A 12497-nucleotide genomic window follows, 5' to 3' on the forward strand; every position below is an offset into this window, starting at 1 on the left:
AGAATATGATGACTATTATGGAAACCGACCTGCATAAGCTTAACGTTACCGATCCGTTTTTAGGCCAGTACCAGCGACTGGTGCGCGACGTGGTGATCCCCTACCAGTGGGAGGCACTGAACGACCGTATTTCCGAAGCCGATCCTAGCCATGCGATTGAAAATTTTCGCATTGCCGCTGGCCTCGCCGAGGGTGAGTTCTATGGCATGGTTTTTCAGGACAGCGACGTGGCGAAGTGGCTGGAAGCCGTGGCCTGGTCGCTGTGCCAGAAACCCGATGCCGAGCTTGAGAAAACGGCTGACGAGGTGATTGCCCTGGTTGCGGCAGCGCAGTGTGATGACGGCTACCTGAACACCTATTTTACGGTAAAAGCGCCTGCCGAGCGCTGGACCAACCTTGCCGAATGTCATGAGCTATACAGCGCTGGACATATGATCGAAGCAGCGGTGGCCTATTTTCAGGCTACCGGCAAGCGCAGCCTGCTGGAGGTCGCCTGCCGCCTGGCGGATCATATTGACAGCGTATTTGGTCCCGGCGTTAACCAGCTGCAGGGCTACGATGGCCATCCCGAAATTGAGCTGGCCCTGATGCGCCTGTTTGAGGTGACCCAGGAGACACGCTATCGCGATCTGGTAAATTTCTTCGTTGAGCAGCGCGGCACGCAGCCGCACTTTTACGATAAGGAGTTTGCTCAACGCGGCGGCACCTGGTTCTGGCCTAACCACGGCACGGCGTGGATGGTGAACGATAAAGCTTACAGCCAGGCGCACCTGCCGCTGTCAGAGCAGCAGAGTGCTATCGGTCATGCGGTGCGTTTTGTCTATCTGATGACCGGCGTGGCACACCTGGCGCGGCTCTCGGGCAATGAGCGTCTTCGCCAGGACTGTCTGCGGCTGTGGCAAAATATGGCCCAGCGCCAGCTCTATATTACCGGTGGTATAGGCTCACAGAGCCGGGGAGAGGCCTTCAGCAGCGATTACGATCTGCCAAACGATACCGTCTACGCCGAGAGCTGTGCCTCCATCGGGCTGATGATGTTTGCCCGTCGAATGCTGGAGATGGAGGGCGACGGCCAGTATGCCGACGTGATGGAGCGTGCGCTTTACAATACCGTGCTGGGTGGAATGGCGCTCGACGGTAAACACTTCTTCTACGTTAACCCGCTGGAGGTGCAGCCCAAGTCGCTGAAGTTCAACCATATCTATGATCATATCCAGCCGGTTCGCCAGCGCTGGTTTGGCTGTGCCTGCTGCCCGCCAAACATTGCCCGCGTGCTCGCCTCTATCGGTCACTATATCTATACCCCCCGCTCTGATGCGCTATTTATCAATCTCTATATCGGCAATAGCGCAGAGATCCCCGTGGGTGATGAGACGCTTCGGGTGCGGATCAGCGGCAACTATCCGTGGCAGGAGAACGTTGAGATTCGCATTGATTCACCTCTGCCAGTGCAGCATACGCTGGCCCTGCGCCTGCCGGCGTGGTGCAGCGATCCGCAAATTTTGCTCAACGGCGAAGCGGTACAGGGCGAGTTGCATAAAGGCTACCTGCATCTTAATCGACTCTGGCGTGAAGGTGACACCTTGTCGCTTACGCTGCCGATGCCGGTTCGTCGCGTATACGGCAATCCGCTGGTGCGCAGCGTTGCGGGTAAGGTGGCGATTCAGCGCGGTCCGCTGGTCTACTGTCTTGAAGAAGCCGATAACGGCGAGGGGCTGCATAACGTCTGGCTACCTAAGGAGAGCGAATTCAAACTTGTTGAGGGTAAAGGGGTATTTGCCCATAAGGTGCTTATCCAGGTAGAAGGCGCGAAGCAGATAGCCGCCCAGGCGGAGCAGCAACCGCTGTGGTATTTCGACACGCCACCTGCTAAGCGCGAGCCACAGACCCTGACGTTTATTCCATGGTTTAGCTGGGCCAATCGCGGCGAAGGTGAAATGCGTATTTGGGTGAATGAAGGTTAATAGAAGGTTAATATAAGCCACCGTAGGCCGGGCAAGCGTGCGCTGCCCGGCGACAGGACTCAGAACAGCCCGAGCGGTTTATCGGAGTAGCTCACCAGCAGGCACTTGGTCTGCTGGTAGTGATCCAGCATCATCTTGTGGGTTTCGCGCCCGATGCCGGACTGCTTGTAGCCGCCGAACGCCGCATGGGCGGGATAGGCGTGGTAGCAGTTGGTCCAGACGCGCCCGGCCTGGATACCGCGCCCCATCTTATAGGCCAGAGTGCCGTTGCGGCTCCAGACGCCCGCCCCTAGCCCGTACTGGGTATCGTTGGCCAGCTCCAGCGCCTCTTCCACGGTTTTAAAGGTGGTCACGGCGAGCACCGGGCCAAAGATCTCCTCCTGAAAGACGCGCATGTTGTTCTGCCCGAAGAGAATGGTCGGCTCAAGGTAGTAGCCCTCTTTCAGCTCGCCCTCCAGCAGCTTGCGTCGCCCGCCGGTGAGCACGTCCGCTCCCTCGTTTTTACCAATGTCGATATAGTTCAGGATGGTCTCCATCTGCCCCTGGGAGACCTGCGCGCCCATCTGGGTGACGGTATCCAGTGGGTTACCGCTGCGAATGCTCTCTACCCGGCGGATGGCGCGCTCCATAAAGCGCTCGTAGATCGACTCCTGCACCAGCGCCCGGCTCGGACAGGTACAGACTTCGCCCTGGTTAAAGGCAAACAGGGCAAAGCCCTCCAGCGCCTTGTCAAAGAAGGCATCCTCTTCATCCATCACGTCGGCAAAGAAGATGTTCGGTGACTTGCCGCCCAGCTCAAGGGTGACCGGAATAATGTTCTGGGTCGCGTACTGCATGATCTGCTGGCCCACTTCGGTAGAGCCGGTAAAGGCCACCTTGGCGATGCGCTTCGAGGTGGCAAGGTACTCACCAATCTCACCCCCCGCGCCGTTGACCACGTTTATCACCCCCGGCGGCAGCAGATCGCCGATAATCTCCATCAGCAGCAGCACAGAGAGCGGCGTCAGGCGCGCGGGTTTTAAAACGATGCAGTTCCCGGCGGCGAGCGCAGGTGCCATCTTCCAGCTCGCCATTAGCAGCGGGAAGTTCCATGGGATAATCTGCCCGACCACGCCCAGCGGCTCGCGGAAGTGGTAGGCCACCGTCTCGCTGTCTACCTCGCTGATGCCACCCTCCTGAGCACGAATACAGGAGGCGAAATAGCGGAAATGGTCAATCGCCAGCGGCACATCGGCCCCGCTGGTTTCACGGATCGGCTTGCCGTTATCCCAGGTTTCGGCGGTCGCCAGCAGCTCCAGGTTCTGCTCCATGCGATCGGCTATCTTCAGTAAAATGGCTGCCCGATCCTGCACGGAGGTATGCGCCCACTTATCTTTTGCCTTGTGGGCCGCGTCCAGCGCCAGATCGATATCACGCTTGCTTGAGCTGGCGATTTCACACAGCGGCTGCCCGGTGACCGGGGTCAGGTTCTGGTAATACTCGCCCTCAGCGGGTGGAACCCAGTCGCCGCCGATAAAGTTTTCATAACGCGCTTTTAAGGTAAGAGGATAACCGTATTCGCCAGGCTGGATGCGGTTGCCGGGGGGATTGTTTGTCATGGCCGTCTCCTTGCAGGGGTGTCCTTCAAGGGTAGACGCGGCGGTTAAAAAAGCAGCGGAAAGATCGCCGCTTTTCGACGCCGTTCACGTATTACCTTACTTTACATTTTCCCGTCTGGCCTGAGCCATAATTAAACCTAAGGAACCGGAAAAGGGAAATACCTATGCACTACTTTATTGGTTTTGATGTTGGGGGAACTCACATCAAGCATGGCCTGATCGACGAGCATGGCGAAGAGCTCTCTTCGGATGAGTTTGATACACCCGAAGATGAAGCGTCGTTTAAAAAAGCGTGGAAAGAAGTCGTTGAAACATACCAAAAAGATCGTGAGATCGCTGGCATCGGCGTCAGCTTCCCTGGCCATATCAACGTGCATACCGGCAAAGCGGCAAAAGCAGGCGCGCTGGACTTTATGGATGGCGCAAACCTGCACGATCTCTTCTCGACCCTTACCGATCTGCCCGTAGTGGTGGAAAACGATGCCAACTGTGCGGCGCTCGGCGAGCGCTGGCGCGGGGCCGGACAGGCATTCGAAAACTTCGTCTGCATCACCGTCGGCACCGGCATTGGCGGTGGGATCATCGTCAACGGTGAACTGTTCCGGGGGGTGCACTTCCACGCCGGCGAGTTTGGCGTGATCCCGGTCGGCAACAACGGCGAGTGCATGCACGAGGTCGCCTCCGGCAGCGGCCTGATGAAAGCCTGTCGCCAGGCGCTGGCGGTCTCTGCCGACGAGCTGCCGCACGGTAAAGAGCTGTTCGAGCGTATGGACAGCGACGTCCACCTGCGCGAGGCCATTAACGAGTGGGCGCTGTTCCTGGCACGCGGAGTCTATAGCGTGATCTCCATGTTCGACCCCGAAGCGGTGCTGATTGGCGGCGGGATAAGCGAACAGGAGAAAGTTTACCAGCTGCTCGATCGTCACCTGGAGACCTTTGAGATGTGGGAGGCGCTGCGCGTGCCGATCCACCCCTGCAAGCTGGGTAACCAGGCGGGCAGACTGGGGGCGGTGTGGCTGGCGATGCAGAAATTCGCGCCCGGTGGTGAATAGGGCGCGACAGGGTTACGCCTGCGGTTCCGCCGGGAACAGCAGCGCGTCGCGCAGCAGGTGATCGTTGCCGCGTCGGCGGGTAAAGCCGATGCGGTCGAAATATTCGAGGATCTGAATCGCCAGCTTGCGTCCGACGTTGAGCCGATCGCGGAAATCGGCGGCACAGGTTGATCCACGTTCGCCGTCCAGGGTACGGATCAGGTTCGCAAAGGCCACAATGCGATCGTTGCGGTAGTAGCGATCCTTTACGATCGCCGTGATCAGCCCCTGCTGCGCCGCCTGGTGCAGGACGCTGCGCATGATCTGCTCATCTGCGCCTACTTCTCGCGCAAGGTCGCGCACCCACCAGGGCTCATCCGCAAACAGCGTGGCGACTTTCTGCCAGATCGCCTCCTGCTCGGCGGTGAAGCCCGCTTTATGATCCGGCAGGTGCAGCCAGCCGTGGTGGCTGTGGATCTCTCCGCTCTCCCGCATCCGCTCGATCAGCGTCAGCACCAGCGCCTCGTTCTCCATCGGCAAGGCCATGCGGCGCAGACGCTCGCGCCCTGGCCCCGGCTCGTCCCGATGCTGGGCATGGTAGGTGGCCAGAGTATCAAGGATCTTGCGCTGCCAGCGGGCGGCTACCGCGGCGCTAATCAGGTTGTCTCCCGCCTGAATCATGTGTGGAGTCTCGGTCAACGCCGCCAGCCCCTGAACGTTAAGCTGTCTCTCCCACGCGAATGACGGCAGATCTACCGCGCCGCGTGTCAGGTGCACCGCCAGCGCACCGGCATCGTCACCCGCTTCCGCCAGCGCAGCGATCCACGCCAGGTACTCCGCCTTGCGTTTGCCCCGGCGCGGCGGATTGAGCGTGACCACCCTCGCCCCGGCCAGCGTAGCGCGAGCAGCGATATCGCGCAGCACCAGCCGATCGTTATCCGCCAGCCACAGCGGCGTATCCAACACCAGCTCGGCAAGATTATCGTCGAGCAGCGAGACGCGGCCTGTGACGTGGCTGGCGGCATGGTGAATGTGCAGCGGCTGCCATTGGCCCAGCGGCGCGTGGGTGTGCAGCGCCACGATCAGTCGTGTCGCAGGCTCAGGCGGAGCCTCGGTCAGCAGCCAATCGCCGCGGCTGATAGCCTCTTTCTCCGCATCGCCCGCGATGTTCAGGGCGATGCGCTGCCCGGCGTGGGCCTGCTCAACCGGCTGGTTTTGCGCATGGAGACCGCGCACGCGCATTGGCTTGTTCACCCCGGTGAGCCACAGGGTATCGCCCACTTTTACGCTACCGGAGAGTGCTGTGCCGGTCACTACCAGCCCCGCGCCCTTGACGCTAAAGGCGCGATCGATGGCAAGGCGGAAGCGGCGCTCGTCGGTCTGCTCGCGCTCGGGCAGCGCCAGCAAGTGCGCGCGCAGGGCCTCAATGCCCACTCCCTGCGTCGCGGCGGTAGTAAACAGCGTTGCCTGCGGATAGCCGTACTCTGCCAGCACGCTATGCACCTCGGCCTCAACCTCGGCTATCCGCGCCTCGTCCACGCGATCGGCCTTGGTCAGCGCCACGGTCAGCGCCGGGTTGCCGGTGAGCTGTAAAATCGCCAGGTGCTCCCGGGTTTGAGCCATCACACCGTCGTCGCAGGCAACCACCAGCAGCGCGCCGTCGATACCGCCGACGCCCGCCAGCATATTGGCGAGAAACTTCTCGTGGCCCGGCACATCGATAAAGCCCGGCACGCGCCCGTCCGGCTGGGGCCAGTAGGCGTAGCCGAGATCGATAGTCATGCCACGCTTCTTCTCTTCCGGCAGCCGGTCGGCGTTGATACCGGTGAGCGCCTCCAGCAGCGTGGTTTTGCCGTGGTCGACGTGCCCGGCGGTTGCAATAATCATTTCAGTAACCTGTTCAAAAAGCGGGATTCATCGTTAAGGCAGCGTAGATCGAGCCACAGACGACCGTCGGAGATGCGGCCAATCACCGGCTGCGACAGGGCACGCCACTGTGCCGCCAGTGCTTCAAGGCGGCTGCCGCGTCCGTCGCGGGGAGTAAAGGTCAGCGCTGCGCTGGGCAACCTATCTACCGGCAGCGATCCGCTACCGATTTGCGACTGGCAGGCTTCAACCTGAACTAAAAACTCAGCGTAGTGGTTCTCCAGGGCGGGCTGCAGCCGCTCGGCCTGCTGGCGGATCTCGTCCGCGCTGCGGGTCAGCAGGCGCAGCGTTGGCAGCCGTTCGGCCAGCTTCTCCGGATGCAGATAGAGCCTGAGCGTTGCCTCCAGCGCGGCGAGGGTCATCTTATCCACTCGCAGAGCGCGCTTCAGCGGGTGCTGCTGGAGCTTCGCAATCAGCTCACGCTTGCCGATGATGATCCCCGCCTGCGGGCCGCCGGGTAGCTTATCGCCGGAGAAGCTCACCAGACTGACGCCTGCGGCAATCATCTCCTGCGGCATCGGCTCTTTCGGCAGGCCGTACTGGCTGAGATCGATCAGCGAGCCGCTGCCTAAGTCGGCCACCACCGGCACGTTCAGCGGCAGGCCGATCTGCACCAGCTCCGCCTCCTCCACCGCTTTAGTGAAGCCAGTGACGGCATAGTTGCTAGTATGCACCTTCATCAGCAGCGCCGTATTCTCGTTCACCGCCTCACGGTAGTCTTTGGCATGGGTGCGGTTGGTCGTCCCTACCTCGTGCAGCACGCAGCCCGCCTGGCGCATCACGTCCGGAATGCGGAACGCGCCGCCAATCTCTACCAGCTCGCCGCGCGACACCACCACCTCTTTGCCGTTCGCCAGCGCGGCCAGCATCAGCAGCACCGCCGCCGCGTTGTTATTCACAATGCAGGCATCCTCTGCGCCGGTGAGGCGGCAGAGCAGATCCGCGACGCCGCGATCGCGATGACCGCGCCCGGCTTCATCAAGAGCATACTCCAGCGTCACCGGAGTGCGCATCGCTTCGGCAACCGCGTCGATGGCGGTTTCCGCCTGTAGCGCGCGTCCGAGATTGGTATGCAGCACCGTGCCGGTGAGGTTAAATACCGGCCGCAGGGCGCGGGTTTCATGCTGCGTCAAACGGCTCTCCGTTGCCGCAGCCCAGTCCGCGCACCAGGCAGGCAGGGCCTGGGTTTCGCGCACCGCAAGGCGGGCCTCGTCCTGAAGCTGGCGCAGGGTATCCACGACGCGGCGATGACCGAAGGTGTCGACTAAGAGAGCAAACGCGTCGGCGTGCAGCAGACGATCGGTTGCCGGGATCTGGCTGAAAAGTGAGCGTTGTTCAAGGGTCATGACAGAGCCTGCGGTAGATTACCCCTCCCGCCGGAGAGGATTCGACGTGAAGGGGGATTGTACAGCGTACCGGCGCAGGCTGTCAGTATGATGGGCTAAGACTTTGGCGGTTCGGTGCGGGCAAAGCTTTCCCGCTGGAACAGATTCTCTACCAGCTTCACCAGCTGCGGCCTGTCCACGCACCAGCCGGGCGAGATGCGGCGGAAGTTGATATAGCCGATGGCGCAGGCCACGGCGATGGTAGCAACGTTAAGATCGTCCGGCTGAATATCGCCCTCGCTGACGTGCTTTTCCAGCATGTCCAGCGCCCGGCTAATTTTCTCCCGCTGGCGCAGCAGCTCGGTTTCTGACTGCTGGGCTGCCGGTCGGGCCTGCTCGCGCACCGAGACCAGCCCGGCGTCCATCACCCCATCGGCCAGGGCTTCTATCTGGCGCAGCTTCAACGCCGCCTTTGGATCCGGCGGCAGCATCGCGGGCGCGACGTCCAGCAGCTCCAGCCAGGCAGCTATGATAGGCGAGTCGTACCAGATATCGCCCTCGTCGGTGACCAGCGCCGGGACTTTACCCAGCGGATTGTAGTGCGCAACGCCGTTTTCGCCGTTGTAGGGGAACTCATTCACAAATTCAAATGTGATCCCCTTCTCCAGCAGGATAACGGAGATTTTACGTACAAACGGACTGGTATAGCTGCCGATAAGTTTCATTGACTGATCCTGTCTACCCAGAAAAAAGTAATTATGGATCAGCGCTGAAAAAAAGGCAGGTGATGCCTGGCACATTCCTGCCTTTTGAGATTAATGGTCAAGGTAGAGATAGTGCATCCAGCTGGTCATCCGCAGCAGCACCTTGCGCATCACCGAGACGTGGTGGAAATGATCGGAGTAGACCGCGACCTGGGCATAGATGCCGTCCGGCAGGGCATCTACTTCGGCATTCGGCTCCAGCTCAATAGTGCCCAGCACGCCGTCGGTGCCGGGTACTACCGTCAGCGATTGCAGCACGCCCTGCGCCTGGTAGGAGCCGCCCGGCACTACCGGCAGAATAGAGGTCAGCTTGCCCTTAAACACCTGTCCCGGCAAGGCATTGAACACCACCTCTGCTTCGTCGCCAGGCTCAAGGCGCAGCAGAGAGTTCTGGCGGAACTGGGCCACAATCTGCCGCTTCTGCTGGGGGATAAAGACCATTACCGGACGCAGAGGCAGCGCGGCGGCGTAGGTTCCCGGCCGGATCAGCACCTGAGTCACGTAGCCGTCGCTGGGGGCGCGGATCACCGTCTGTTCAAGGTTATATTTCGCTTCCGTCAGCTGCGCCCGCAGGCTAACGATCTGTGACTGCTCGCCGTTGACCATGCTGTCCAGCTGACTCTGGATCTGCACCTGATCGGCCACGGAGGTTTTTACCATCGCATCCTGAGCGAGATAGTTCTGTCGGGCGTTGTCGATATCGCTTTCAGAAAACGGATTCACCCTTGCCCGGCTGCCGCGCATGTAGCGCTGATAATCTTTGTAGAGGCGGTCACGTTCGGCCGAGACGCGCAGGGTATTGGCCTGGGCACCCACCAGCTGCGCTTTGAGCACGTGGATATTGTGGGTGGCCGTCACCAGGTCGGCATTAAGCCTGTCGACCCGGGCCTGATAGCGCACTGGATCGAGCTTAAAAAGCACTTCGCCCTTTTTAATCAGCTGGTTTGATTTATCGGTTACCTCACTGACGAGGCCGGTGACCTGCGGCGTAATCGGAATTGAGATCACCGCTTTCTGCGCCGTGAAGGTATAGGGGTGGTTGTAGTTCATGAGCAGGATCAGGGCGCTGACAAGGAATATGCCTCCCAGCGCCGCTGTGGAGAGCGTCCACTGGTTAACCGGAATGCGGAATATTTTAAAGATGGCCCAGGCCAGGGCGACGTAGGTTAGGACGATCAGCAGATCCATACGCTACTCTCCCGCTCGGGTTTGCATTCGCTTCAGCTCTCTTTCAAGGGCCTCCACGCGCTGCTGCAGCGGTAGCTCGCTGCCGCCGTTAAGGTGAGACTGCATCCCCCACCCGCGTTCCGGGCGGTAGAGCGTGGCCCAGATCCAAAGAAACGGCCACAGCACGTGCAGGGTAAAAAGGCTCACCCAGCCTGCAATATGAATCGCATCGGCGTGGGGATGATTACGGGCTTTGGCAATTCGATAAGGAATGTCATGAATAATAATGATGCCGTAAAAGAGCACCAGGAAGACAAAGATGAGGATGCCGAGCGCAAAGTAATTCAGGAACATAATGTTGACCTCGAATCTACGCTGAGAAGATGTTGCTGACTTACAGTATTGCCGAGTCTGGCAATAAGAAGTTGCTGCCGCTCACGTTAAGAAAAGTCCAGGTGAAAATTTCTTGTGATCTAAATCACAAACAACAAACAAAGTAACGACATACAAATGTGATTAACATCACATTAACAGCCCTGTACCGTCTTTTTTTTACCCACCGTTCTTTTTTTACACCTACGATTTGTGATCGAAGTCACACATAAACAGGGCGTTATCCCTGTATTAGTGTGATCTGAATCACACTAAATCGCGCTATCTGGACAGTTTCTCGATTCGGTGCCAGATTCGCCACACAGAACATGGGTTCGGCTACCTCTGCCGCCTCGTTAACAAAAAAAGTTGGGCCTCCGCCCTGCGCGACAGCAAACATTAGAAGGGGTGTTTTATGTCATCCGATATCAAGATCAAGGTGCAAAGCTTTGGTCGTTTTCTCAGCAACATGGTAATGCCCAACATTGGCGCATTTATCGCCTGGGGTATTATCACCGCGTTGTTTATTCCAACAGGGTGGTTGCCTAACGAAACGCTGGCAAAACTTGTCGGCCCAATGATTACCTATTTGCTGCCGCTGCTGATCGGTTATACCGGTGGTCGCCTGGTAGGCGGCGATCGCGGCGGCGTGGTCGGTGCTATCACCACCATGGGCGTGATCGTCGGTGCCGATATGCCGATGTTCCTTGGCGCAATGATTGCCGGTCCGCTGGGTGGCTGGGCGATCAAACGCTTTGACGTCTGGGTTGATGGCAAGATCAAATCCGGCTTTGAAATGCTGGTGAACAACTTCTCTGCGGGCATCATCGGTATGATCCTCGCGATTCTGGCGTTCCTCGGCATTGGCCCGGCGGTAGAGGTGCTCTCTAAAGCCCTGGCCGCTGGCGTTAACTTCATGGTTGTCCATGACATGCTGCCGCTGGCCTCTGTGTTTGTTGAACCGGCGAAAATCTTGTTCCTCAATAACGCCATCAACCACGGTATCTTCTCACCGCTGGGTATTCAGCAGTCTCATGATATCGGCAAGTCCATCTTCTTCCTGATTGAAGCAAACCCGGGTCCGGGCATGGGCGTCCTGCTGGCATACATGTTCTTCGGTCGCGGCAGCGCGAAACAGTCTGCAGGCGGTGCGGCTATCATCCACTTCCTGGGCGGTATCCACGAAATTTACTTCCCGTATGTGCTGATGAACCCGCGCCTGCTGATCGCCGTTATCCTCGGCGGTATGACCGGCGTGTTTACCCTGAGCGTGCTGAACGGCGGCCTGGTCTCTCCGGCTTCTCCTGGCTCTATCCTGGCTGTACTGGCGATGACGCCGAAAGGTGCTTATTTCGCTAACATCGCCGCTATCGTCGCTGCGATGGCTGTTTCTTTCGTTATCTCCGCCATCCTGCTGAAAACCAGCAAGGTGAAAGAAGAGGACGATATCGAAGCGGCAACCCGCCGTATGCACGACATGAAAGCAGAATCCAAAGGCGCAACCGCTGCCGCTGCTGGAACGCCGCTGGCGGCGGGCGCGGTCTCTAACGACCTCAGCCACGTACGTAAAATCATCGTAGCCTGCGACGCCGGGATGGGTTCAAGCGCCATGGGTGCAGGCGTACTGCGTAAGAAAGTGCAGGATGCTGGCCTGACCAACATCTCCGTGACCAACAGCGCGATCAACAGCCTGCCGGCAGACGTGGACGTGGTTATTACCCACCGCGACCTGACCGAGCGTGCGATGCGCCAGGTTCCGCAGGCGCAGCACATTTCGCTGACTAACTTCCTCGACAGCGGCCTCTATAGCAACCTGACCGAGCGTCTGGTGGCGGCCCAGCGTCATACGGACAACGAGACGAAAGTGCGCACCAGCCTGCAGGACAGCATTGACGAGAGCAACAGCCACCTGTTCAAGCTGGGCGCGGAGAACATCTTCCTTGGCCGCACCGCGAGCCATAAAGAAGAGGCGATTCGCTTTGCCGGTGAGCAGCTGGTGAAAGGCGGCTATGTGCAGCCGGAGTATGTCGACGCCATGCTGGAGCGCGAAAAGCTGACCCCGACCTACCTGGGTGAGTCCATCGCGGTTCCGCACGGTACGGTTGAAGCGAAAGATCGCGTGCTGAAAACCGGCGTCGTGTTCTGCCAGTATCCGCAGGGCGTGCGCTTCGGCGAAGAAGAAGAGGACATTGCCCGTCTGGTCATCGGCATCGCCGCACGTAATAATGAGCACATTCAGGTGATTACCAGCCTGACCAACGCCCTGGACGATGAGTCTATTATCGAGCGCCTGGCGCATACCGATAGCGTTGAAGAAGTGCTGGCGCTGCTGAACAAGTAAGCCCTCCTC

The 12497-nt window shown here is 59.3% G+C and carries 9 protein-coding genes; 3 read left to right on the plus strand and 6 right to left on the minus strand.

From position 1 onward, the window contains the following. The first annotated feature begins 8 nt into the window (after positions 1–8). Entirely contained in the window at positions 9–1964 is a 1956-nt protein-coding gene (locus NR795_RS16610; protein WP_257758785.1) for a glycoside hydrolase family 127 protein, read from the plus strand. Between the two features lie 59 nt (positions 1965–2023). Here NR795_RS16610 and aldB read toward each other — a convergent pair whose 3' ends face one another. After that, a complete protein-coding gene (gene aldB / locus NR795_RS16615) occupies positions 2024–3562 on the minus strand; it encodes an aldehyde dehydrogenase AldB (RefSeq protein ID WP_222889260.1) in 1539 nt (512 codons plus the stop codon). Positions 3563–3726: 164 nt separating this feature from the next. Here aldB and NR795_RS16620 point away from each other — a divergent pair, with 164 nt between their 5' ends. Continuing rightward, positions 3727–4614: an ROK family protein gene (locus tag NR795_RS16620; RefSeq protein ID WP_144818482.1), complete on the plus strand. Its 888-nt coding sequence runs from the start codon at positions 3727–3729 to the stop codon at positions 4612–4614. A gap of 12 nt (positions 4615–4626) precedes the next feature. On the opposite strand, the gene selB is transcribed toward NR795_RS16620, so the two are convergent. The 5 genes from selB to NR795_RS16645 form a co-directional block, all read right to left on the minus strand. Further along, positions 4627–6480: a selenocysteine-specific translation elongation factor gene (selB, locus tag NR795_RS16625; RefSeq protein WP_257758786.1), complete on the minus strand. Its 1854-nt coding sequence runs from the start codon at positions 6478–6480 to the stop codon at positions 4627–4629. Next, entirely contained in the window at positions 6477–7865 is a 1389-nt protein-coding gene (selA, locus tag NR795_RS16630; protein WP_257758787.1) for an L-seryl-tRNA(Sec) selenium transferase, read from the minus strand. Before selA ends, selB begins: the two co-directional genes overlap by 4 nt. Positions 7866–7960: 95 nt before the next feature. Then, positions 7961–8569 (minus strand): glutathione S-transferase, encoded by a 609-nt coding sequence (locus NR795_RS16635; protein WP_144818476.1) that lies wholly within the window; start codon positions 8567–8569, stop codon positions 7961–7963. 90 nt (positions 8570–8659) lie between these two features. Next, positions 8660–9796, minus strand: a complete 1137-nt coding sequence (locus NR795_RS16640; RefSeq protein WP_257758788.1) for an HlyD family secretion protein — start codon at positions 9794–9796, stop codon at positions 8660–8662. Between the two features lie 3 nt (positions 9797–9799). Next, the gene (locus NR795_RS16645) at positions 9800–10129 is read right to left on the minus strand and encodes a DUF3302 domain-containing protein (protein ID WP_144818465.1); all 330 of its coding nucleotides are present in this window, start codon (positions 10127–10129) and stop codon (positions 9800–9802) included. Positions 10130–10562: 433 nt separating this feature from the next. On the opposite strand from NR795_RS16645, the gene NR795_RS16650 reads away from it, so the two are divergent. After that, positions 10563–12488 carry a PTS mannitol transporter subunit IICBA gene (locus NR795_RS16650; protein ID WP_257758789.1) on the plus strand — a complete coding sequence of 642 codons (1926 nt, stop codon included), beginning with the start codon at positions 10563–10565 and terminating at the stop codon, positions 12486–12488. The last annotated feature ends 9 nt before the right edge of the window (positions 12489–12497 follow it).

Origin of the sequence: Pseudescherichia sp. L3 (assembly GCF_024656065.1) — a bacterium.
In the GTDB taxonomy this organism is placed as follows: Bacteria; Pseudomonadota; Gammaproteobacteria; order Enterobacterales; family Enterobacteriaceae; genus Pseudescherichia.

Excerpts from the sequence above, each read along its gene's own strand:
- selA (WP_257758787.1), bottom strand. The coding sequence starts at position 7,865 with ATGACCCTTGAACAACGCTCACTTTTCAGCCAGATCCCGGCAACCGAT.
- NR795_RS16620 (WP_144818482.1), top strand. The coding sequence starts at position 3,727 with ATGCACTACTTTATTGGTTTTGATGTTGGGGGAACTCACATCAAGCAT.
- NR795_RS16635 (WP_144818476.1), bottom strand. The coding sequence starts at position 8,569 with ATGAAACTTATCGGCAGCTATACCAGTCCGTTTGTACGTAAAATCTCC.
- NR795_RS16640 (WP_257758788.1), bottom strand. The coding sequence starts at position 9,796 with ATGGATCTGCTGATCGTCCTAACCTACGTCGCCCTGGCCTGGGCCATC.
- NR795_RS16645 (WP_144818465.1), bottom strand. The coding sequence starts at position 10,129 with ATGTTCCTGAATTACTTTGCGCTCGGCATCCTCATCTTTGTCTTCCTG.
- selB (WP_257758786.1), bottom strand. The coding sequence starts at position 6,480 with ATGATTATTGCAACCGCCGGGCACGTCGACCACGGCAAAACCACGCTG.
- NR795_RS16650 (WP_257758789.1), top strand. The coding sequence starts at position 10,563 with ATGTCATCCGATATCAAGATCAAGGTGCAAAGCTTTGGTCGTTTTCTC.
- NR795_RS16610 (WP_257758785.1), top strand. The coding sequence starts at position 9 with ATGACTATTATGGAAACCGACCTGCATAAGCTTAACGTTACCGATCCG.
- aldB (WP_222889260.1), bottom strand. The coding sequence starts at position 3,562 with ATGACAAACAATCCCCCCGGCAACCGCATCCAGCCTGGCGAATACGGT.